We start from the raw sequence: 22,434 nt of genomic DNA, 5'->3' as shown, positions 1-22,434 counted from the left end.
TTGAGCGTGGCGTACAGGGCGGTGCTCATCGCAGGTCCTACGGCGAGCGGCAAGTCCGCGCTGGCGATCGAGATCGCGCGCCGCTTTGGCGGAACCGTCGTCAATGCGGATTCGATGCAGGTCTATGCCGATCTGCGGATCATCACCGCGCGGCCGACGATCGACGACGAGGCGATGGTTCCTCACCGTCTCTATGGCCATGTCGACGGCGCCATGAACCATTCGGCGATGCGCTATGTCGCTGATGTCAGCGCGCTCCTCGACGAGCTGGCGGGCAACGGGTCGCTTCCCGTGTTGGTCGGCGGGACGGGGCTCTACTTCAAGGCGCTGACCGAGGGCCTTTCGGAAATCCCGCCGGTGCCCGAGGCGGTTCGCTCGGCCTTTCGTGCCCATGCCGAGGCGCGCGAGACGGCGGCGCTCCATATCGAACTTCAACGCTGCGATCCGGTCATGGCCGAGCGGCTGCGTCCGAGTGACCGCATGCGGATCATGAGAGCGCTGGAAGTCTTTGCCGCGACCGGGCGGTCGCTGGCGAGTTTTCAGGGCGCACGCAAGCCGGGCCCGCTGGACGGGGGAGCGCTGCTCCAGCTTTTCGTCTCGCCCGAACGCGATCTGGTGCGTGCCCGCATCGATCGGCGCTTCGAGCAGATGATGGGGGAGGGCGCCCTGGAAGAAGTTGCGGCGCTGCGGGCGCGCGGGCTGGATCCCCTGCTGCCGGTCATGCGCGCGCATGGCGTGCCCGGCCTGATCGCCCATCTCGACGGGGCGCTCAGCCTCGACGAAGCCATTGCGAGGGGGCAGGCCGACACGCGTGCCTATGCGAAGCGCCAGGTCACGTGGTTTCGTCACCAGATGGCGGGCTGGCATGCTGTCGCACCCGAGGCCGCTCTCGGCCTTGCGCTCCGCGAGCTGGAGACAGGGGCCTGAGATCAGGCGGCTTCGGCGACGTCCGCCCCCGCGAAGCGGATGCAGTCGCGGCCTTCATGCTTGGCGCGGTACAAGGCGCTGTCGGCGCGCGCAAAGAACTCCGCGAAGCTCTCCGCACTCTCGCGGGTCGCGACCCCGAGGCTCGCAGTAACACGCAGGGACATCGTCTCGGAGGTCGGCAGTTCGCGCATCGTCAGCGCATCCTGGATACGATGGGCAATGCGCATCGCGGCTGCGGAGCCCGTGCGTGGCAGGAAGACGGCGAACTCCTCACCGCCGAAACGCCCTACCAGATCGCGCTCGGGCCTGACCAGGCCAAGCAGGAGATCGGCGAAGGCCCTGATCACGGCATCGCCGGCGACATGGCCATGCGTGTCGTTGACGCTCTTGAAGTGGTCGATGTCGACGATGATCAGGGACGCATCGTCACCGTCCGTTTCGCACGCGAGGATCTCGCGATTGGCCTTCTCGATGAAGGAGCGCCGGTTCAGGAGTGCGGTCAGCGGATCTGTCTCGGCAAGGCGGCGCAGTTCCTGCTCGCGTTCCTCGCGCTGGCCGATCTCATGTGACAGCGCCCGTCGGGTCGCGCGCTCCCGGCCGATCTCGAGCGCCAGCGTTGCGGCCCGGCTCTGCAGCGTCAGGTTCGCGATCATCAGCTCGGAGATGTCGGTGAGTGTGATCACCAGCCCGTCGCCGAGCGGCGCCAGTGCGAGCTGGAGCCAGATCTCACGGCCATTCACCGTAAAGCTGGATTCGAAGATGTCGTTGCGGCGCAGCTCGATGGCATAGAGGCAGCGGCGCCAGATCATGGCGTCAGAAAGGAAGGGCAGGCTCGTACGGGCGTCCGTGTCGAGCAGGTTCTCGTCGGGATGGCCCGCCATCAGTGCTGCGCGGCGATTGGCGGTGATGATGATCGTGCGCTCGATATTGCCGTCATCGTCGCGCACGGCCCGCAATGCGACAATGCCGCTGGGCGAGGTCTCCAGAACCGTGGTCAGCAGTTCCTCGCGGAATTGCAGCGGCCGGCTGAACACGACAAGGAAGCGATCGCCATTTGCGCCGGTGGTCGGCAGGACCAGTCTCTCCCACAGGCAGACCCGGACGGTCTTGAGGGAGCGATGTACCGTATACATCGGCTTGCCGTGCGTCAGGGCCTGATCATAGCATTGGATCGTGAACCGGGCGACCTGTGGGGTCATCTGCGAGATGCGTTCGCCCTGCCGGCTGCCGCCGACATAGCGTGTGATTTCGCGGCCGTAATGCTCATAGCGATAGTCGCCGTCTCCGGTCGGGACACACACCATGAGGTCGTCGCCGAAGCGGGGCATGAGGTCCTCGAGCAGCGCCTCGTAGGAGACGCCGCCTGCGCCAGGGGCATGCAGGGCAAAGCGCTGCAGAAGTTCGGCCACTTCCGGTGCATGGGCGCGTTCGACGATATTTTCGGTGTGCACTTCCTGATACATGGCGGCCCCGTTTCGCGCGCAAGGACCTTAGCAAGGCCGTTCTTGAAAAAGTGTTCCCTTTCGTCATGGGATTTTCGGAACTGAGGGCCATGAGTTTTTGCAGCTTGACCATGCCAAACCGGTCGTCTAGCGTGCCGCAATTATCGCAAAGGATGTCGGGCGCGATGCGCAAGCTTATTCTCGTACGGGTGCGCTGGTAGGGGGCGGTTGAACAAACCGCTTGGCCCCTGACGCCAGCGCACGCCCAGGCCCCTCCGAGGGCCTTTTTTATTGCCCGATTTTCCCTGAACTGACCCGAAGACCCCCGAGGAGAGCGACATGAGCGAGATGATGACCGGCGCGGAAATGGTCGTCCGTGCGCTTCAGGATCAAGGCGTCGAACATCTGTTCGGCTACCCCGGCGGCGCCGTGCTGCCGATCTATGACGCACTCTTCCTCCAGGACAAGGTGAAGCACATTCTGGTCCGGCACGAGCAGGGGGCCGTCCATTCAGCGGAGGGCTATGCGCGCTCCTCGGGCAAGGTTGGCTGCGTCCTAGTGACCTCCGGCCCCGGCGCGACCAACGCGGTCACCGGATTGACCGACGCGCTGCTCGACTCGATCCCGGTTGTCGTCATCACCGGGCAGGTCCCGACGCATCTGATCGGCTCCGACGCTTTCCAGGAATGCGATACGGTCGGCATCACGCGTTCCTGCACCAAGCATAATTATCTCGTGAAGAGCATCGCGGATCTGCCGCGCATCCTGCACGAGGCTTTCTATGTCGCCGCCAACGGCCGTCCCGGGCCGGTCGTCGTCGACATTCCGAAGGACATCCAGTTCGCCAAGGGCGAGTATACCCGCCCGCGGGACAACCAGCACAAGACCTACCGTCCGACGGTCAAGGGGGACCTGAACAAGATCAGGGCCGCAGTCGAACTGATGGCCAAGGCGAAGCGCCCGATCTTCTACACTGGCGGCGGTGTCATCAATTCCGGCACGCACGCCTCGGCGCTCCTGCGCGAACTGGCGCGGCTGACCGGCTATCCCGTCACCTCGACACTGATGGGGCTGGGCGCTTTCCCGGCGGCCGACAAGCAGTGGCTCGGCATGCTGGGCATGCACGGCACCTACGAAGCCAATCTTGCGATGCATGACTGCGACGTCATGATCAATATCGGCGCACGCTTCGACGACCGCATCACCGGTCGGCTCGACGCCTTCTCGCCGCACTCGAAGAAGATCCATGTCGATATCGACCCGTCCTCGATCAACAAGAACGTCAAGATCGACATCGGCATCGTCGGTGATTGCGCCCATGTCCTGGAGGACATGGTCCGGATCTGGCGCGAGACGAGCCCGCAGGTCGACAAGGAGGCCTTGAAGGGCTGGTGGGAGCAGATCAGCGGCTGGCGCGCGCGCAACAGCCTCGGCTACAAGCAGTCGGGTGCGGTCATCAAGCCGCAATACGCGATCGAGCGGCTCTATGAGCTGACCAAGGACCGCGACACCTACATCACCACCGAAGTCGGCCAGCACCAGATGTGGGCGGCGCAGTACTTCCACTTCCAGGAGCCGAACCGCTGGATGACCTCCGGCGGACTCGGCACCATGGGCTACGGCCTGCCGGCGGCAATCGGCGTGCAGATGGCCCATCCGAAGGCGCTTGTCGTCGACATCGCCGGCGAAGCCTCGATCCTGATGAACATGCAGGAGATGTCGACGGCGGTGCAGCACCGGCTGCCGGTCAAGATCTTCATCCTGAACAACGAATATATGGGCATGGTTCGTCAATGGCAGGAACTGCTGCATGGCGGGCGCTATTCGGAAAGCTATTCGGCTTCGTTGCCCGATTTCGTGAAGCTCGCGGAAGCCTATGGCGGCCACGGCATCCGCTGCTCGGATCCGGACCAACTCGATGACGCTATCCGCGAGATGATCGATACGCCAAAGCCGGTGATCTTCGACTGCCTTGTTGCGAAGGAAGAGAACTGCTTCCCGATGATCCCGTCGGGCAAGGCCCATAACGAGATGATCCTGCCCGATTTCGAGGGAAATACGGGCGATATCATCGATGCCAGGGGCAAGCAGCTTGTCTGACGATCGGCAAGCGGGCGAGGAGGCGCGGGCATGAGCACGATCGGCCTGATCGGCGGCATGAGCTGGGAATCGACAGCGGTTTATTACCGGCTGCTCAATGAGCGGGTGCGCGCCCTTCGGGGCGGGCTGCACTCGGCGGATGTGCTGCTGCATTCGCTCGATTTCGCGCCGATCGCCGAGATGCAGGCGAGCGGGGACTGGGCTGCGGCCGGCCATCTCCTGGCCGACAGCGCCATCCGGCTCGAGCGGGCGGGCGTGAACTGTATCCTGCTGTGCACCAATACCATGCACAAGCTGGCGGACCGGATCACGGCTGCGACTCGCGTGCCGTTCCTGCATCTGGCCGACGTGACCGCGACGGCGATCCGCAAAAGCCCGTCGCGGCGGCCGCTCTTGCTGGCGACGCGCTTCACGATGGAAGAGGCTTTCTATCGCGAGCGCCTCGCCGCGTTCGGCGTCGAGGCCATGGTTCCCGACGCCGAACAGCGCGACGATGTCCATCGCATCATCTACGAGGAACTCTGCCGTGGCCGGATCGATCCTGCCTCGAAGGCACGCTATCTCGACATCGTCGCAGCGGCCGTAAAGCAGGGCGCGGACGGGGTGATCCTTGGTTGCACCGAGATCACCCTCCTGGTCTCGCAAGCGGATTTCGACATCCCGGTCTTCGACACGACGGCGCTGCACGTCGAAGCGGCGCTCGATTTCGGCCTGGAAACGGCGAGCCGGGCGGCATGAAGCTCCTGATCGGAAACAAGTGCTACTCGTCCTGGTCGCTGCGGGCCTGGCTCGTGCTGCGCGCCAAGGGCATTGCCTTCGATGAGAAGCTCGTCCTGCTCGACGAGCCTGGCTTCAAGGAGGCGATCTTCGCCGAGGCTCCGGGCAGCGGCGGCACCGTGCCAACGCTGGTCGACGGGGACATTGCGGCGTGGGAGACGCTCGCGATCATGGAATACCTGCACGACAGCTGTCCCGATCTCGGGATCTGGCCAAGGGACCGGGCGGCGCGCGCCCATGCCCGTGCCATGTCGAGCGAGATGCATGCCGGCTTCTTTGCGTTGCGCCGGGCCTGTCCGATGAATCTCGGCAAGCGCTTTGCGGCACGCGATCGCGGGGGCGACGTCGCCAGGGATGTCGCCCGTATAACTGCACTCTGGCGCGAGGCTCGCTCCCGCTTCGGCGAGGCGGAGGGAGGGCCCTTCCTCTTCGGCGGCTTCTCGGCAGCCGACGCCATGTATGCGCCTGTCGTCACAAGGCTCGATACCTATTCGATCCCGGTCGACCCGGTCAGTGCGGCCTATATGGCCGCGGTGCTCGACCATCCCTCCTATCGGGATTGGCTGAAGGCCGCCCTGGCCGAGCCCTGGATCGTAACCCAGGACGAGGTCGACGAGCCCGCCATCGCCAATCTCCGTCACATCTAGTCCCGAATTCCGCTTCAGCTCCTGCAGGTGTCCGATGCCGACGTCAGCCACGCATTATCCGAACGCTCCCAAGATCCAGCCGGTCGCCCGCCACACGCTGGCGGTGATCGTCGACAATGAACCGGGCGTTCTTGCCCGCATCGCCGGGCTGTTCTCGGGCCGCGGCTACAATATTGAGAGCCTCACCGTCTCGGAAACCGAGCACGAGAAGCACATCTCGCGCATCACCGTGGTCACTTCGGGCACCGCTAACGTCATCGAGCAGATCAAGGCACATCTCGACCGGCTGGTGCCCGTGCACCGGGTCGTCGACCTGACGCTGCAGGGCGAGGCGCTGGAGCGCGAGCTTGCCTTGGTCAAGGTCGTCGGCAAGGGCGACCATCGGGTCGAGGCAATGCGGCTTGCGGCGGCTTTCGGCGCGCGCACACTCGATGCCTCCCTGACCTCCTTCGTCTTCGAGCTCACGGGCTCGACCGAGGAGATCGAGCGGTTCATCAAGCTGATGACCGTGGTCGGGCTCACCGAAGTCTCGCGCACCGGTATCGCGGCGATGAGCCGTGGCCCTGAGGCGATGTGATCTAGGGCGATGGATGCGGCTTCGCTTAATATGGTGGCGCTTGCGCTCGGGGGGGCCGGGTTCGGCTGCTTCGCCTGGCCGATCATCCAGCGGCTCAATGGCAAGGCGCCGGCGGAAGCTCCCGGCAGCGGCAAGAGCCTGCGTTCGCCGCTGTGGTGGGCGGGCTTCCTGCTGACGATTGCGGCGATCTTCCTGCAGCGCATCGCGAGCCAGCAGGCGGGAGGAGGCTAGCCTCCCGCGGCAGCCTCAGCCGCTGAAGCCGCCCGCGTCGAGAAATGCGCGCTCTTCGGTCGTAGTGTCGCGGCCGAGAATGGCGTTGCGATGCGGGAAGCGGCCGAAGTCGCGGATGATGTCGCGATGGATGATCGCGTATTTGGTGCTGTCCTCATCGCCGGAGGCACGGCTCAATTCGATGCAACGCTCCTGGTGTTCCAGCTCTTCGGAATGCATGAAGGGCATGTAGAAGAAGCGCCGCTCCGGATTGGTGAAGTGCTGGTCGAAGCCGCGGGCGATGGCGCGCTCGGCGACCTCGACAGCGAGATCGTCGCTGGCAAAAGCCTCGGGCGAGCCGCGATACAGGTTGCGTGGAAACTGGTCCAGCAAGATGAGCAGCCCATAGGCGCCTTCGGGGGTCTCTTCCCAGGCACTGAGCCCGCCTGCGGCTGCGGCGCGCTGGACCTCGAGAAAGCGATTGCGGATGTCGTGGTCGAAGGCGTCGTCCTTGGCGAACCACTTATCCGGTCCGGCTTGTCGCCAGAAGGCGACGGTCTCGGCAGCCGTAGGCAAGTTCATACGGTATCTCCAGATCTGGTAACGTGTTGGCGGTGAAGCGCAATTGCGCCAACCGGCGGGACGGATGGCGGCGCAGATTGACGCATTCCGGGCGGAAGCGAAACCCGGCCGGGCCCGTGCCGAGGATCTTCGCAGGCTGGCCCTTGCGCTCAGAAAAACCTTCCTGTAGAGACCGAACCGTAACGTACGGTACTGATCCTTGAGCGCCACTTCAGACACATCGAGCGAAGGACTGACAGCCCGGCAACAGGCCGTGCTGGATGCTGTCCTTAGCCTGATGGTCGAGAGGGGCGAGCACCTGACGATGACGGCTGTCGCCCGGCGTGCGAGCTGCTCGAAGGAAACCCTCTACAAGTGGTTCGGCGATCGTGACGGCCTGCTGACCGCGACCGTGCAGTGGCAGGCCTCGAAGGTGCGCGCCGGCAATTATGATCGCCAGAAACTCGATGCCCTGACGCTGCGCGATAGCCTGATACGTTTTGCCGCGAACTGGCTTAATGTGATCACCAGCGACACCTCGATTGCACTGAACCGGATTGCCATCAGCCAGGCGGGATCGAAGGCAGGCAATCTCGGCGGGATCGTGCTGGCGAATGGACGTGTCGCCATTGGCGAACGCCTGAAGCCGGTTCTCGACGCAGGCCGCGAGGCGGGGCTCCTGGCTTTCGATGATACGGAGACCGCCTTTCGCACATTCCTCGGCCTTGTCGGGCGCGATGTGCAGATCAGGCTGCTGCTGGGTGATGCGCTCGTGCTGAGCCCGGCGGAGAACGAGCGCGATGCAGCGCGCGCGACCGATCAATTCCTCACTCTGTACGGCGCGGTTGAAGCCGCTCCGGGCAAAGAAAAACCCTAACGCGAGACCAAGGAGCAACCTATGCGCGTTTATTACGACCGCGATGCGGACATCAATCTGATCAAGGGCAAGAAAGTCTGCATCGTCGGCTATGGCTCGCAGGGCCATGCCCACGCGCTCAACCTGCGCGATTCCGGCGTGAAGGACGTGATCATCGCCCTGAAGGCCGGCTCGGCCACCCGCAAGAAGGCCGAGGAAGCAGGCTTCAAGGTCATGACCCCGGCCGAGGCCGCCAAGACCGCCGACATCATGATGATGCTGACCCCTGACGAGCTGCAGGGCGACATCTATCGCGACGAACTGCATGGCAACATGAAGGAAGGCGCGGCGCTGCTCTTCGCGCACGGCCTCAACGTGCATTTCAACCTGATCGAGCCGCGCAAGGACCTCGACGTGCTGATGGTCGCGCCGAAGGGCCCCGGCCACACCGTGCGCTCGGAGTATCAGCGCGGCGGCGGCGTGCCGACCCTGATCGCGATCCACCAGGACGCCACCGGCAACGCCCATGATCTCGGCCTGTCCTACGCTTCGGCCAATGGCGGCGGTCGCGCCGGCATCATCGAGACCACCTTCAAGGAAGAGTGCGAGACCGACCTCTTCGGCGAGCAGGTCGTGCTCTGCGGCGGCCTGGTCGAGCTGATCAAGGCTGGCTACGAGACCCTCACCGAGGCCGGCTATGCACCCGAGATGGCCTATTTCGAGTGCCTGCATGAAGTGAAGCTGATCGTCGACCTCATCTATGAGGGCGGCATTGCCAACATGAACTATTCGATCTCGAACACCGCCGAGTTCGGCGAGTATGTCACCGGCCCGCGCATCATCACCGCCGAGACCAAGGCCGAGATGAAGCGCGTGCTGACCGACATCCAGTCGGGCAAGTTCACCCGCGACTGGATGCTCGAGAACAAGGTCAACCAGACCTCGTTCAAGGCGACCCGCGCCCGTATGGCCGCGCACCCGATCGAGGAAGTCGGCGCCAAGCTGCGCGACATGATGCCCTGGATCAAGGCCAAGGCGCTGGTCGACAAGACCAAGAACTGATCGGGCTCAGGCTCTGACTCACGGACTTGGCGAGCCGCTGCAATACCGCTCGCCAAGCGCCTGAGAGGGTTAACAAATCATTGATTCCGAGAGGGCGGATGCAGTAATGTGTCCGCCCTCTCGCCTTTCCGGGCGTGGAACCGGTTCCAGTCCGATGCGTTCGTCGAGGCAGTCGTACGTGGAGGCGGCCATGAGGACGATGAATCTGAACAGTGTCATTGACAGCCCTATCTGTGCGCGGGCCTTGCTTGCAGTGTCGCTCGTGATCGTATTCGCCGCGGTGTTCGGACTTTTCGGATACTGAAGGGCGTTTGCGTCAGGCGGCAGGATTTGGCGAAGAACGCGGTACCATCGAAAACGGAAAAGGCCTCCGGCGTTTTGCGCCGGAGGCCTTTCTCCTCGCAGGGATAGCGGGGTCAGAAGGTGATCTTGTCCTTGATGTCGGACTCGACGTTCGAGGGCAGGACGCTGCGCTTCACGAGATCATTGAAGTCTTTGAACTTCGCCTTGGAGCGCTCCTCGATGATTTTCTTGGAGCGCGCTTCGCCGATGCCCTTGAGACTGTCGAGTTCGGCGGCGGTCGCGGTGTTGATGTTGATCTTCTTGACCTGAGCGGCGGCTGCGGGCTGTGCAGGCTTGGCGGCTGTGCCAGCGGCGGGCACTGCGGGCGTCGTGACTGGGGCCGGGGCACGTGCGGGGGCGCTCGGCTGCGTGGCGGGCTGTTGTGCGAAGGCGAAGCCGGCGGTCAGCGCGAGGGCGACGATCGGCGAGATGATCCGCGAAAGGCTCATGGTTGGACTCCATAGTCCTGCCCCGGGAGGGTAGCATCGGACAGGCGCCGGGTCGCCCGCCTCGACAACGCCGGCAGCCTGGAGCCGTTCGGCGTGCCGCGTCAGATCCGCACTGGTGAGTGGCGATATCGCGACGCAACGCCGTCAATTCGCGCCTTCTGGCCTGAACCCGCCCTGAATGCGCCGTTCAGTGTTCGGACGGTTTTCGGGATCAGCGCGTGACGAACTCGGCCAGCCGTCCGGCACCATAGAGCAGGCCAAAGCCCCATGCGAAAGACGCGGCCCAGTTGGCGAGCTGGAACGGCAGGAACGGCATCTTCACGATGCCGGCGACGATGGCCATGACCGCCCGCAGCGGCCCGAAGAAGTGGCCAATGAGAATGCTGAAGATGCCCCATTTCTCGAAGAAGGCATGTCCCTTCTCGAGCAGTTCAGGGTTCTTCTTGAGCGGCCAGGTTTCTCCGATGCGCGGGCCGAGCACGATGCCGGCCCAATAGGAGATCCAGAAGCCGCAACCCGCGCCGAGCGAGGCCGCGAAAGCCAGCGGAACCAGGTCGAGACCGGAGGCTCCCGCCGCCGCGCCGAAGGCGGTGAAGAACACCGTGGCGGGTACGAGCCAGGACAGCACCGCCACACATTCGGCGAAGGCCACCAGAAAGACGATCGGGATCGCCCATTGCTGGTTGGTGCGCATGAACTCGACGAGTCCCTGCATCAGGCTTTCGAGTTGCTGCATGAGGGTCGAGATCTTTCAGGCCAAGGCGCTGGCTTATCGCTGCCTCGGGCCGTGGATGCAACAGCTGCGCGCTGCGGCGAATCTGCCGGACAAGACCAAGGTTGGGTTGCCTTCCGGAGGCGATCACCTAGAGTTTCGCCAAACGAACGCGATATTCGGCCAGGGCGCTTGGCGCAGCAGGCCGTTGGGGAACGCTTTATGGAGCTTCAAGACCGCCTGCACGCTGGTGCGGGCCCTGCTGGCGTGCCCGGGGCGGATACCGCGCCAGCTGTCAATCTCAGCGGCATCGACATCACCTTCCAGCTTGCAGGCGGGCATCGCTACAAGGCGGTGACCGGCATCGATCTCACCGTCTCGGCCGGGGAGTTCGTTTCGGTCGTGGGGCCGACCGGCTGTGGAAAGTCGACCTTGCTCAATGCTGCGGCTGGGCTGCTGACCCCGTCTGCCGGCAAGGTCGGGATATTCGGCAAGCCGCTCGCGGGGCTGAATGTGCGCGCGGGCTACCTGTTCCAGCAGGACGCGCTGATGCCGTGGAAGACGGCGCTGCAGAATGTCGCCGTGGCGCTGGAGCCGATGGGCGTGCCGGCTGCGGAGGCCGATGCCCGTGCGCGAGACTGGCTCGGCCGTGTCGGCCTGCGTGCCTTCGTCGATCGGTATCCGCATATGCTCTCGGGTGGCCAGCGCAAGCGCGTCAGCCTCGCGCAGATGCTGATCCGCAATCCCGAGATTTTGCTGATGGACGAGCCGTTCGGACCGCTCGATGCGCAGACCCGGCAGATCATGGGCAACTTGCTGCTGGATCTCTGGTCGAAGGATCGAAAGGCGTTGATCTTCGTCACCCATGATCTCGAGGAGGCGATCGCGCTCTCCGACCGCGTCGTGGTGATGTCGGCGGGGCCGGCCGCCGGAATCGTCGCCGATTACAGAGTCACCCTGCCGCGCCCGCGCGATATCGCCGAGATCCGGCTGGAAAAGGCCTTCCACGAGATCCATCGCGACATCTGGTCGTCGCTGCGCATCGAGGTGCAGAAGGCTTACGCCATGGGCGAAGGCAAGGAACTGGTGCAGGGAGACGCCTCGTGAACCGCCTGACGCTCCTTGCACTGCAGATTCTCGTCGCGGTCGTGTTCCTGCTGATCTGGCACGTCTTCACCGTCTATCCGCTGCTCGGCGACACCAAGACGATCCAGTTCTTCTTCTCGACGCCGCTGCAGGTCCTTGGTCGGACCTGGACTCAGCTCACTGGCGGCGACATCTATTTCCATCTCGGCATCACGCTGACCGAGACCGTGCTCGCCTTCGTCATCGGCTCGGCGGCGGGCGTCTTCTTCGGCTTCACCTTCGCGCGCCGGCAGCTGATGGCGGCGGTGTTCGACCCCTATATCAAGGCGGCCAATGCGCTGCCGCGCGTGGTGCTGGCGCCGATCTTCGCGCTCTGGTTCGGCCTCGGCATCTGGTCGAAGGTGGCGCTCGGCTTCACGCTGGTCTTCTTCATCGTCTTCTTCAACGTCTACCAGGGCGTCCGCGAGGTCTCGCCGACGGTGCTCGCCAATGCCCGCATGCTCGGCATGAACGAGCGCCAGCTCTTCCGCCATGTCTACTGGCCGTCGGCCCTGACCTGGATGTTCTCCTCGCTGCACACCTCTGTCGGCTTTGCGCTGGTCGGTGCGGTCGTCGGCGAATATCTCGGCTCGTCGGCCGGTCTCGGCTACAAGATCCACGAGGCCGAGAGCGTCTTCGATGTCACCGGCGTTTTCTCCGGCATGCTGATCCTGGCGCTCTTCGTCATCGTGATCGATTCGCTTGTCACCTTCGTCGAGAAGCGCCTGCTGGTCTGGCGGCCCGGACAGAGCGCGACCACGACGACTTAGATCATCAGACCGGATATCGTATCCAGTCTGRTGATCTATTCATCTGTATTTGCATCGGCCTTCCCGAAAACCGCAATCCACTTTTCGGGCCGATGCTTTAGGCTGGCGCTGCCGGTTCACCCCGCGCTTGCTGTCTTGGGGCGCTGCTGACGAGCCTTGAGCCCGACAGCGGCGCCGTTTTCGATCAGGGTCAGGAAGGCTGTCGCGACCGGGCGAAGCGTCTCCGCGGGCGGCGATACGGCGTGCAAGGTGCGACGGAGGTTCGGGCGGAGGGGGATCCCAACCACGCCGCGGCTGTCGTCGAGGGCCAGCTCGGGCATGATCGTCAGGCCGAGCCCTTCACGCACCATGCTGAGCAAGGTCGCGTTGTCGCGCACGAGGCAGGCGATCTCGGGATGGCTGGCTGCTGCTGTCAGGAGTTCCTGGATGAGCGTTTCGCAGCCGCCTCCCGAGAGCAGCATGCGTTGCCCGTCCAGGGCAGCGAGCGGGAGCGAGGCCCGGGATGCAAGCTCGTGGTCGGCGGGAACAACGACGAGGTAGTCGTCGGAATAGACCGGGCGGGCTGCCAGTTCGGGATGGGTGCGGCTGGTGATGCCGATCTCGACCACGCCGGCCTGGATCCAGGCGGTGACCTCCGGATCCGTCCCTTCATACAAGCTCACCGTGATGCCGGGATGCTCGGTGCGCAGGCGCCGCAGCCATGCGGGCAGCAGCCGGATGGCTGCGCTCTGTACGACGCCGATCCGCAAGGTGCCGCTCAACTTGCCGGCAAGTCCGCTGCAAGTGCCGAGCCGTTCGACGGCCGCGAGTACCGCACGCGTCTCGACAAGGGCCGCTTCGCCGGCTGCCGTCAGCACCAATCCATCGCGGCCGCGCAGCAGCAAGGCGGCGTCCAACGTCCGTTCCAGCCCCGCGACCGCCTGGCTCACGGCTGACTGCGACAGGCAGAGGCGGTCGGCCGCCACCGTGAAGCCGCCATGTTCGACGACGCCGGCGAAACAACGCAGCTGCACCAGAGTGACATTAGGTGGCATGATCGAGGGGTATTCCAAGGATTAATTGGACTGATCTTGTCCGCGTCCTTAACCCGGCCACCGCAACACACTCAAGGCCAGGGATGGGGCTCGATGACCGCCGTATCAGACAGATTGACCGTGGGCCTCGCCCAGATCGCTCCGGTATGGCTCGATCGCGATGCCACACTGCGGAAGGTGGCCGACTGGATAGCGCGCGCCGCCGCGGCAGGGTGCGGCTTCGTCGCGTTCGGGGAGGCGCTGGTGCCGGGTTATCCCTTCTGGATCGAACATACCGACGGGGCGCGCTTTGAATCGTCGCTGCAGAAGGAGATTCACGCGCATTATCTGGATCAGGCCGTTCAGATCGAGGCCGGCCATCTGGCGGCGGTCTGCGCTGCGGCGCAGCGCGGCGGCATCGCCGTCATGCTCGGCATCATCGAGCGGCCGGCAGATCGCGGCGGGCACAGCGTCTATTGCTCGCGCGTGCATATCGGTGCGGATGGCATGATCGCGTCGGTGCATCGCAAGCTGATGCCGACCTATGAAGAGAGGCTGAGCTGGGCGCCGGGCGACGGACATGGTCTTCAGGTGCACCGTGTCGGGGCCTTCACGGTTGGCGGGCTGAACTGCTTCGAGAACTGGATGCCGCTGTCGCGAGCAGCGCTGTACGCGCAGGGTGAGAATCTGCATGTGGCGCTTTGGCCGGGGAACCTCCGCAACACGGTGGATACGACCTGCTTCCTGGCGCGCGAGGGACGCAGCTACGTGCTGGCGGTCTCGGGACTGATGCGCAAGCAGGATGTGCCGGCCGGCAGTCCTGCTGCTGCCATGCTGGAAACCTGCCCCGAGATCCTCGCTGATGGCGGCTCCGGCATTGCCGGCCCTGACGGCAAATGGGTGATCGAGCCCGTGACGGGGCGCGAGGAGCTTCTCGTTGCGACGCTTGATCATCGCGAGGTCAGGCGCGAGCGCCAGAATTTCGATCAGGCCGGACACTATGCCCGCCCGGATGTGACACGCCTCGTCGTCAACCGGACCCGGCAGGGCGTTGCGTCCTTTCGGGATGAGGGGACGCTATAGCGACGCGGGCTCACCGGCGTTCGCCTGGGGGACTCAGACGAAAGTTGCGCTCCGGGCCTCGGGCTGATCGGGAGGCGAGGTTGCCCGTGCCGGGCAATCTCGCCTATCGTCGGGGCCGACTGCGCCAGTTCAGAAGCGCAAACCGATCCCATCAGGAGGAAACTCGATGAGCTTCACCCGTCGCGGCGCGCTGGCCGCGCTCGCCTTGTCCACCTCTCTCGGCTTCGTGCCGTTTGGCGCACAGGCCCAGACGGCCGAGAAGCCGAATGTCACGCTCGGCGTCGGCGGCAAGCAACTGCTCTATTATCTTCCGCTGACGGTCGCGGAGAAGAAGGGCTTCTTCAAGGAGCAGGGGCTCGACGTCACGATCAACGATTTCGGCGGTGGCGCGAAGTCTTTGCAGGCCCTCGTCGGCGGCTCGGTCGATGTCGTGACCGGCGCCTATGAGCATACCATCCGGATGCAGGCCAAGGGCCAGGACATCCGCGCCGTGGTTGAGCTCGGGCGTTTCCCGGCGATCACCATCGCCGTGCGCAAGGAGCTTGCCGACAAGGTCAAATCCGCGGCCGATTTCAAAGGCTTGAAGATCGGCGTCACCGCGCCCGGCTCCTCGACCTCGCTGACCGCGCAATATGCCATGGTCAAGGCTGGCCTGAAGGCGACCGACGCGCCGATCATCGGTGTCGGTGCCGGCGCCAGCGCCGTTGCCGCGATCAAGCAAGGCCAGGTCGACATCATCTCGCATCTCGATCCCGTGACCTCGAAGCTCGAAGCGGATGGCGATGTCGTGGCGCTGATCGACACCCGCACCGAGGCCGGCACCAAGGCGCTGTTCGGCGGTTCAAACCCTGCTGCCGTGCTCTATCTCAAGAATGATTTCGCCGAGAAGAACCCGGTCACGACGCAGAAACTCGTCAACGCGCTGGTCAAGTCCCTGAAATGGCTGGAGACGGCCAAGCCCGAGGATGTCGCCGATCTCGTCCCCGCCGAATACCATCTCGGCGACAAGCCGCTCTATCTGCGCGCCGTCAAGAATTCGCAGGAAAGTTATTCGCGCACCGGCATTTCCACGCCAGATGCGATGAAGAGCATGTATGACTCGCTGAAACTGCTCGATCCTGAGCTTGCGACCTCGAATGTCGACCTGAACAAGACCTTCATCGACAGCTTCGCGAAGAAGGCCGCCGCCGGATCGTAGTCTCTCGACTCCTTTCTGCAGGCCGGTCAAACTCGGCTCTTCCATTGGGAGAGCCGAGATGACCGAGCGCGCTGCGATCGAGACCTTGCTCCTGAGCGCCTATGAGGCGCGTGTGCAGGGGGATCTCGATGGAGTGATGGCCTTCTTCCATCCCGATTGCCGGTTCCATTTCATGGGAGCGGAGGATCTCGGGCCCATGTGCAACCCCCAGACGGGCTGTGCCGCGGTTCGGGAGCAGATGGCCGGGCTGATCGGCACGTTCGCCTTCTCGAAGTTCAGGACGCTGGGGCTGCTCGTCGAAGGCGCTCGCGCCTCGTTTCACTGGAGCGCCGATGTCACCCATGTGCCGACCGGTCGTACCCAGAGCTTCGAGGCGGTCGATCTGGTCACTGTGGAAGACGGCAAGGTGCGAAGCCTGACGCAGTTCACCGACACGGCCAGCGTGATGCGTCTCGGCTCTGCCTGATCGCCGTTTGTCATCGCCTGCATCAACGCTTTCGATTTGCTCCCGGCGCGGCAACCGCTAGGTTCGCCGCGTCGTTTCGTTGAAGGCCTGTGCTGCGCGCCATGAACATCCTCTCGATCCAGTCCCATGTCGCTTTTGGCCATGTCGGCAACGCCTCCGCCGTTTTCCCGATGCAGCGACTTGGGGTCGAGGTCTGGCCGATCCATACCGTGCAATTCTCGAATCACACGGGCTACGGGGACTGGAAGGGCCGGGTCTTCGAGGGCGGCATGATCGACGAGGTGATGGAAGGCATTGCCGAACGTGGCGTGCTGCTGGGCTGCGACGGCGTGCTCTCCGGCTATATGGGATCGGCCGATATCGGCCACGCCATCCTGTCTGCCGTCGAACGTGTCCGCGCGGCCAATCCCGATGCGCTCTATTGCTGCGATCCGGTGATCGGCGATGTCGGACGCGGCATTTTCGTGCGGCCGGGCATTCCCGAATTCATGCGCGAACAGGCGGTGCCGGCTGCCGATATCGTCACGCCGAACCAGTTCGAGCTCGAACTCCTGACCGATATCGAGGTGAAGACCATCGCCGACGCGCACCGCGCCGTCGGAACGCTGCGCGATGCCGGCCCGAAAGTCGTGCTGGTGACATCGCTGGTCACGGAAGAAACGCCGGCGGACGCGATCGACCTGATGGCGGCCGACGCCAAGGGCGCCTTCCGGGTGCGCACGCCGAAGATCGATATCAGCGTCAACGGTGCGGGCGATGCGATCGCCGCCCTCTTCTTTGTCCACTACATGCGCGAGGGATCGGCTGCCGCTGCCCTCAGCAAGGCCTCGTCCTCGATCTACGGCCTGCTGAAGCGGACGAAGGAGGCCGGCTCGCGCGAGATCCTGACGGTCGCCGCGCAGGACGAGTTCGTGACGCCTTCGCAGCTCTTCACGCCCGAAGCGATCTGAGCCGCAGGCTGAATTCGATGAAACTGCGCGTCGGCACCTTCAATGTCGAAAACCTGCTGACGCGCCACCGCTTCGAGAATGGCGGACGCATCGACACCTCTGCGGCGATGTCGCTGTTTCATTTTCCGCGCGCCGACCAGCGCGATGCCGTCGAGCGCTCGCTCGCGGTGGCGCTTGAGGACGACAAGCGCCAGATGACGGCGCTCGCCATCGCCGAGGCGCAAGCCGATATCTGGATGCTGCAGGAAGTGGATTCGCTCGCGAGCCTGCAGGCGTTCTTTGCCAATTACGTCCATCGCATCGCCGATTACCGCTACGGCCATTTCGCCCTGATCGACGGCAATGACAGGCGCGACATCGATATCGGCTTTGGCGCCCGGCGCGATCTGCTGGCGCCCCAGGCGGTCCGTGTCGTCTCGCACAAGGACCTCAGCTTCGGCCAGGCCGGCGCTTATGATCCTTCGCTCGCGCGGTTCGGCATCAGGCCTGGCGACAGGGTCTTTGCCCGCGATTGCCTCGCTGTCGAGCTGAGCTTCGGTGACCGTTCGCTGACGCTCTTCGGTTGCCATTTCAAGTCGATGAACAACGGCCGCGACGATGGCCGGCAGGAGACCCTGCCGATCCGGCGGGCGGAGGCCCTGGCCGTCAGGCACATCGTCAAGACCTGGTTCGGGGCGTCTTGGCGCGAAGCCAACTGGATCGTGCTGGGTGATCTCAACGGTTATCGCCATGGCCTTGGCCCACTTGGCGAGCTGGTCGACGAAGGGGATAGCGGCATCGAGCCGTTGCTCGAGGATTTCGCTGTCGACCCGATCATGCATCTGCCCCAGCATGAGCGCTGGACGCATTTCCGGCGCTACTGGTCGGAGGCCGAACAGCGGCTCATCGACAGCCATATGCCGCTGGACCATATCCTGCTGTCGCCGGCGCTGGCGGCTGCGAACCCCAATCCGGCCATGCAGATGATCCGGCGCGGTTTGCCCTATCGCGTGCCGCTCGATCCGCGCGAGCCCGATCGTTCGATGGCGCGGCTGGCGACCTGCAGCGACCGCTATCCGCGCGTCGGCTGGGACAGGCCAAAGGCGTCGGATCATTGCCCGCTGACCATCGATCTGGTCGTGCCTGCCACCAAGGGAGGGTTGCCGTGAAACGCCGCTTCGTCACGCTCGATGTCTTCACCGGGGCTCGTCACGCCGGCAACCCTTTGGCGGTGGTGCTGGACGCAGAGGGCCTCGACACCGAGGCGATGCAGGCGATCACGCGCGAATTCAACCTGTCCGAGACGGTCTTCGTCGCGCCGCCCGCCCACCCGGCCAACCGTGCCGCCATTCGGATTTTCACGCCGGGCCGGGAGCTGCCATTCGCCGGCCATCCAACCGTCGGCACAGCCATCCTGCTCGCTCTCCACGATGCCCAGGCGGGCAGGGAAAACGACAAGCTCGTCCTGGAGGAGCGGATCGGTGCCGTCTCCTGCGACGTCTCGGTCGGGAATGATCAGGGCAGGGCGACCTTCACCTTGCCGCGCTTGCCGGAGCGGATCGGAGAAGCGGCATCGCCAGTGGAGCTTGCAACTGCGCTCGGGCTCGATCCTGCCGAGATCGGCTTCGATGCCCATGAGCCAGGCGTATTCTCCGGTGGAGTCGGCTTTACGCTGGTTCCGGTGGCGAGCCTTGAGGCGATGGGCCGCATCACGCTCGACATGATGCGGTGGAATACGGTGATGAAGCCGGCCGAGCATCCCAACGCCTTCGTCTATTGCCGGCAGACCCGCGATGCGGGCCATCACTTCCATGCCCGCATGTTCGCGCCAGGGATGGGCATCGGCGAAGACCCCGCGACCGGTGGCGCAGCCGCCGCCTTCGCCGCCGCCGTGATGGCCTTCGATCGTCCCGGCGACGGCGAGCACCGCCTCGTCATCGAGCAAGGGTACGAGATGGGACGGCCGTCGCAAATCGAGCTCACTCTGCGGGTCGAGCGCGGTGGACTCGTTTCGGCCAGCATTGGCGGCGAAGCAGTGCTGGTGAGCGAGGGCGTGCTGCTGTGAGTGGGACCGAATGATGAATGGTGTTGTCGACGGGACGATCGTTCCGCTTGCGCGGGTCGAGGCCGTGGTCGAACCGCATGACTGGGTCTTCGCGCGGGAGAACCACACTGCCATTGCCGCGCATTGGGCCAGGATCAGCGCCGGCAAGCCAGCGATGTTCAATGGCCGGATCATGCTGCAGCATCGCGGCGCGATCGCGGATGGCGTGTTCAGCGCACGCTATTTCGAGACGGATTACGCCGCCTTCATGACCTGGCGCGATCTTGGCCATCCCGGCCCGGTGGTCCGCAACGGCTATGCGATGGCGGCCCTGAGGGCGGCGGATGGCGCCTTTCTCTGCGGCGTGATGGGCGACCACACCGCCAATGCGGGCAAAGTCTATTTCGCCGCCGGTACGCCGGATCGCGAAGATCTCAGGGACGACGGCATGCTCGACCTTGCCGGCAGCGTCACCCGCGAACTCTGCGAGGAGACCGGACTGACCTTGGGCGAAATCGACGTCGATGAAAGCTGGACGGCGGTGATCCTGACGGGGCGCGTCGCCTTCATGCGGCCGGTGGCGCTGTCCTGGTCGGCCGAGGAGGCGCGCGAGATCATGCTGTCACGCATCAAGCAGCAGGCGGAGCCGGAACTCTCCGACATCGTGATCGTGCGCAATCTTGCCGAGAGCGACCATCTCGACATGCCGCCCTTCATGCGGCGCTATCTCGCCCATATCTACGCTCAAGACTGACCTTCCCCTGTTTTTTCCGGAACGGAACGAGATGACCGCGCCAGAAGCCTTGCCGCTACCCGTCGACAATCCCTTCGCCGCCGTCTGGGAGACACCCTTCGGCCTGCCACCCTTCGCGGTGATCAAGCCTGAACACATCACGCCGGCTTTCGAGGCGGCTCTGGCCAAGCACAAGTCGGAGATCGCGGCGATCTCCGACGATCCGGCAGTGCCTGAATTCGCCAACGTGATCGAAGCGCTGGAACGGTCGGGCCGCGCGCTCAGCCGCGTCGGCGGTGTCTTCTACAATCTCGCCGGGGCTGACACTAACGAGGCGCTGCAGGCGATCGAACGCGAGATGTCACCGGTCACCTCGCGGCACTGGTCGGCAATCATGATGGACCCGGCCCTGTTCGCCCGCGTCGATGCGGTCTTCGCGAAGCGCGAGAATCTGGGACTGGACGCCGAACAGAAGCGCCTGCTGGAGCGGACCTATCGCGGCTTCGTTCGCTCGGGTGCGCAGCTTGGTCCCGAGGAAAAGAAACGCCTTGCCGCGATCAACGAGCGGCTGGCGGGGCTCGGCACGCAGTTCAGCCAGAACGTGCTCAAGGATGAGGCCTCTTATGCGCTTGTCCTCGATGACGAGGCCAAGCTCGCGGGCGTGCCGCCCTTCCTGCGGGCGGCGATGGCCCATGCCGCTGGCGACCGGGGCCATGACGGCAAGCATGCGGTTACACTTTCACGTTCGATCATCGAGCCCTTCCTGACTTTCTCCACCCGCCGCGAGCTCCGCGAGGAGGCCTTCGTGGCCTGGAGCAAGCGCGGCGAGAATGGCGGCGAGACGGATAACCGCGCCATCGTCTCGGAGATGGTGGCTTTGCGTGCCGAGAAGGCGAAGCTGCTCGGCTTCGAGACCTTCGCGCATTTCAAGCTCGACGATTCCATGGCCAAGACGCCAGAGAATGTCCGGGGGCTGCTCGAACTGGTCTGGAAGCCGGCCAAGGCGCGGGCTGCGAAGGAAGCGGCTGACCTTGCCCTGCTCGCGCAGGAGGAGGGCGAGAACGGCCCGATCCGGCCGTGGGACTGGCGCCACTATGCCGAGAAGGTGCGCCAGAAGACCTATGCGCTCGATGAGGCGGTGCTGAAGCCCTATCTCCAGCTCGACCGCATCATCGCTGCAGCCTTCGACACCGCGGGCAAGCTCTTCGGCCTGACCTTCGAGGAGAAGCGCGATCTCGCTGGCTATCATCCCGATGTCCGCGTCTTCGAGGTCCGCGACGCGGGCGGCCGGCATATCGGGCTCTTCCTCGGTGATTATTTCGCCCGCGCATCGAAACGTTCGGGCGCCTGGATGAGCGCCTATCGCGGCCAGCGGAAGCTCGGCGGCGAGGTTCGCCCGATCATCGTCAATGTCTGCAATTTCGCGAAACCCGCAGCCGGAAAGCCGGCGCTGCTTTCGATCGACGATGCGCGCACCCTGTTCCATGAATTCGGCCACGCCCTGCATGGGCTGTTGTCCGACGTGACCTATGGCTCGCTCGCCGGCACCTCGGTCTCGCGCGATTTCGTCGAGTTGCCCTCCCAGCTTTACGAGCACTGGTTCCTGACGCGCGAGGTGATGCAGGCCTATTGCTTGCATGCCGAGACCGGCGAGCCGATCCCCGAGGGGCTGATCGACAAGATCAAGAAGGCGCAGACCTTCAATCAGGGCTTTGCGACGGTGGAATACACCTCCTCGGCGCTGGTCGACCTCGCCTTCCATTCGCTGAAGGATCCAGCAACGGTCGATCCGCTTGCCTTCGAGGCGGCAGAGCTGGAGCGTATCGGCATGCCGGCCGAGATCATCATGCGTCACCGCACGCCGCATTTCACCCATGTCTTCTCGGGCGACGGCTATTCGGCCGGCTATTACAGCTATCTCTGGTCCGAGGTGATGGATGCCGACGCCTTCAATGCCTTCATCGAGGCTGGAGACGTCTTCGCTGCCGATGTCGCCGCCAAGCTGCAGCGTTTCATCTATTCGGCGGGCGATACGCGTGATCCGGCAGAGGCCTACACGCTCTTCAGGGGCAGGCTGCCCACGCCTGATGCGCTGCTGGAGAAGCGAGGCCTGGCGGCGTAGGCGAAGCGCAGGCTATCCCTGTCACGCGGTCCATCCGCGTCTTGAACCGCCGGGGGCGAAGCGTGGAGCTTGGAGGGAAGTACAGGTGGTCGGGGGGACAAGCCCGACCACGACGCGTGCTGCAGACTAGACTAGATGCCGTAATGGGCCGGCGCTTCGAATAGCCATTTTGGGTGGCTGTCCCTCAGAATGATGGTGTTGAAAACGAGGTCCGAGCGATCGGCCTCAAGCATCATGAGAGGAACAGCCGTGGAGCATTATGCTGGAATCGATGTCTCTCATGTCTCTC

The 22,434-nt window shown here is 64.4% G+C and carries 23 protein-coding genes; 18 read left to right on the top strand and 5 right to left on the bottom strand.

The genetic code is table 11. The annotated features are described in order from the left end of the window. Positions 1-6 precede the first annotated feature (6 nt). On the top strand, positions 7-927 hold the full coding sequence (gene miaA, locus AB4118_RS08120; RefSeq protein WP_441489258.1) for a tRNA (adenosine(37)-N6)-dimethylallyltransferase MiaA: 921 nt from the start codon (positions 7-9) through the stop codon (positions 925-927). A gap of 2 nt (positions 928-929) precedes the next feature. On the opposite strand, the gene AB4118_RS08115 is transcribed toward miaA, so the two are convergent. After that, positions 930-2,390 (bottom strand): GGDEF domain-containing protein, encoded by a 1,461-nt coding sequence (locus AB4118_RS08115; RefSeq protein ID WP_441489257.1) that lies wholly within the window; start codon positions 2,388-2,390, stop codon positions 930-932. 318 nt (positions 2,391-2,708) lie between these two features. Between AB4118_RS08115 and AB4118_RS08110 the strand changes: the two genes are divergently transcribed. Genes AB4118_RS08110 through AB4118_RS08090 form a run of 5 tightly spaced genes read left to right on the top strand, consistent with a single transcriptional unit; the run spans position 2,709 to position 6,701 of the window. After that, complete coding sequence (locus AB4118_RS08110; protein ID WP_441489256.1) at positions 2,709-4,469, top strand: acetolactate synthase 3 large subunit; 1,761 nt, start codon at positions 2,709-2,711, stop codon at positions 4,467-4,469. 30 nt (positions 4,470-4,499) lie between these two features. After that, positions 4,500-5,207, top strand: a complete 708-nt coding sequence (locus AB4118_RS08105) for an aspartate/glutamate racemase family protein (protein ID WP_441489255.1) — start codon at positions 4,500-4,502, stop codon at positions 5,205-5,207. Beyond that, entirely contained in the window at positions 5,204-5,893 is a 690-nt protein-coding gene (locus AB4118_RS08100; protein WP_441489254.1) for a glutathione S-transferase family protein, read from the top strand. The genes AB4118_RS08105 and AB4118_RS08100 overlap by 4 nt, the downstream gene beginning before the upstream one ends. A 34-nt stretch (positions 5,894-5,927) precedes the next feature. After that, on the top strand, positions 5,928-6,470 hold the full coding sequence (gene ilvN / locus AB4118_RS08095; protein WP_069879874.1) for an acetolactate synthase small subunit: 543 nt from the start codon (positions 5,928-5,930) through the stop codon (positions 6,468-6,470). Between the two features lie 9 nt (positions 6,471-6,479). Beyond that, positions 6,480-6,701: a hypothetical protein gene (locus AB4118_RS08090; RefSeq protein ID WP_441489253.1), complete on the top strand. Its 222-nt coding sequence runs from the start codon at positions 6,480-6,482 to the stop codon at positions 6,699-6,701. Positions 6,702-6,716: 15 nt separating this feature from the next. Here AB4118_RS08090 and AB4118_RS08085 read toward each other — a convergent pair whose 3' ends face one another. Further along, complete coding sequence (locus AB4118_RS08085) at positions 6,717-7,262, bottom strand: DUF924 family protein (protein ID WP_441489252.1); 546 nt, start codon at positions 7,260-7,262, stop codon at positions 6,717-6,719. A gap of 199 nt (positions 7,263-7,461) precedes the next feature. On the opposite strand from AB4118_RS08085, the gene AB4118_RS08080 reads away from it, so the two are divergent. Beyond that, the gene (locus tag AB4118_RS08080) at positions 7,462-8,118 is read left to right on the top strand and encodes a TetR/AcrR family transcriptional regulator C-terminal domain-containing protein (protein WP_441489251.1); all 657 of its coding nucleotides are present in this window, start codon (positions 7,462-7,464) and stop codon (positions 8,116-8,118) included. A 21-nt stretch (positions 8,119-8,139) separates the two neighbouring features. Beyond that, complete coding sequence (gene ilvC, locus AB4118_RS08075; protein WP_043237478.1) at positions 8,140-9,159, top strand: ketol-acid reductoisomerase; 1,020 nt, start codon at positions 8,140-8,142, stop codon at positions 9,157-9,159. A gap of 416 nt (positions 9,160-9,575) precedes the next feature. Here the strand turns inward: ilvC and AB4118_RS08070 are convergent, their stop codons facing one another. Together AB4118_RS08070 and AB4118_RS08065 are read right to left on the bottom strand one after the other, a co-directional pair. After that, complete coding sequence (locus AB4118_RS08070) at positions 9,576-9,950, bottom strand: ComEA family DNA-binding protein (protein ID WP_441489250.1); 375 nt, start codon at positions 9,948-9,950, stop codon at positions 9,576-9,578. A gap of 211 nt (positions 9,951-10,161) precedes the next feature. Beyond that, on the bottom strand, positions 10,162-10,686 hold the full coding sequence (locus AB4118_RS08065; protein WP_441489249.1) for a DedA family protein: 525 nt from the start codon (positions 10,684-10,686) through the stop codon (positions 10,162-10,164). A gap of 198 nt (positions 10,687-10,884) precedes the next feature. Here AB4118_RS08065 and AB4118_RS08060 point away from each other — a divergent pair, with 198 nt between their 5' ends. Continuing rightward, positions 10,885-11,769 (top strand): ABC transporter ATP-binding protein, encoded by an 885-nt coding sequence (locus AB4118_RS08060; protein WP_441489248.1) that lies wholly within the window; start codon positions 10,885-10,887, stop codon positions 11,767-11,769. Next, positions 11,766-12,557 (top strand): ABC transporter permease, encoded by a 792-nt coding sequence (locus AB4118_RS08055; protein WP_441489247.1) that lies wholly within the window; start codon positions 11,766-11,768, stop codon positions 12,555-12,557. Before AB4118_RS08060 ends, AB4118_RS08055 begins: the two co-directional genes overlap by 4 nt. Positions 12,558-12,673: 116 nt before the next feature. Here AB4118_RS08055 and AB4118_RS08050 read toward each other — a convergent pair whose 3' ends face one another. Further along, positions 12,674-13,591, bottom strand: a complete 918-nt coding sequence (locus AB4118_RS08050; protein ID WP_441489246.1) for a LysR family transcriptional regulator — start codon at positions 13,589-13,591, stop codon at positions 12,674-12,676. 93 nt (positions 13,592-13,684) lie between these two features. Between AB4118_RS08050 and AB4118_RS08045 the strand changes: the two genes are divergently transcribed. From AB4118_RS08045 to AB4118_RS08010, 8 genes are all read left to right on the top strand, one after another. Beyond that, the gene (locus AB4118_RS08045; protein WP_441489245.1) at positions 13,685-14,653 is read left to right on the top strand and encodes a carbon-nitrogen hydrolase family protein; all 969 of its coding nucleotides are present in this window, start codon (positions 13,685-13,687) and stop codon (positions 14,651-14,653) included. 166 nt (positions 14,654-14,819) lie between these two features. Further along, positions 14,820-15,851 (top strand): ABC transporter substrate-binding protein, encoded by a 1,032-nt coding sequence (locus AB4118_RS08040; RefSeq protein WP_069879884.1) that lies wholly within the window; start codon positions 14,820-14,822, stop codon positions 15,849-15,851. A 58-nt stretch (positions 15,852-15,909) separates the two neighbouring features. Beyond that, positions 15,910-16,317 carry a nuclear transport factor 2 family protein gene (locus AB4118_RS08035; RefSeq protein WP_441489244.1) on the top strand — a complete coding sequence of 136 codons (408 nt, stop codon included), beginning with the start codon at positions 15,910-15,912 and terminating at the stop codon, positions 16,315-16,317. A gap of 101 nt (positions 16,318-16,418) precedes the next feature. After that, entirely contained in the window at positions 16,419-17,267 is an 849-nt protein-coding gene (gene pdxY, locus AB4118_RS08030) for a pyridoxal kinase PdxY (RefSeq protein ID WP_441489243.1), read from the top strand. Between the two features lie 17 nt (positions 17,268-17,284). Further along, positions 17,285-18,415 carry an endonuclease/exonuclease/phosphatase family protein gene (locus AB4118_RS08025; RefSeq protein WP_441489242.1) on the top strand — a complete coding sequence of 377 codons (1,131 nt, stop codon included), beginning with the start codon at positions 17,285-17,287 and terminating at the stop codon, positions 18,413-18,415. Further along, the gene (locus tag AB4118_RS08020; protein WP_441489241.1) at positions 18,412-19,311 is read left to right on the top strand and encodes a PhzF family phenazine biosynthesis protein; all 900 of its coding nucleotides are present in this window, start codon (positions 18,412-18,414) and stop codon (positions 19,309-19,311) included. The genes AB4118_RS08025 and AB4118_RS08020 overlap by 4 nt, the downstream gene beginning before the upstream one ends. A gap of 13 nt (positions 19,312-19,324) precedes the next feature. Further along, entirely contained in the window at positions 19,325-20,044 is a 720-nt protein-coding gene (locus tag AB4118_RS08015) for an NUDIX hydrolase (protein ID WP_441489240.1), read from the top strand. A gap of 31 nt (positions 20,045-20,075) precedes the next feature. After that, positions 20,076-22,145, top strand: coding sequence for a M3 family metallopeptidase (locus AB4118_RS08010; protein WP_441489239.1), 2,070 nt, complete (start codon positions 20,076-20,078; stop codon positions 22,143-22,145). Positions 22,146-22,434: the final 289 nt, after the last annotated feature.

The sequence above is a fragment of the Allobosea sp. 2RAB26 genome (assembly GCF_052115465.1).
GTDB lineage: Bacteria > Pseudomonadota > Alphaproteobacteria > Rhizobiales > Beijerinckiaceae > Allobosea.
This window is presented reverse-complemented; position numbering and strand designations above follow the sequence as displayed.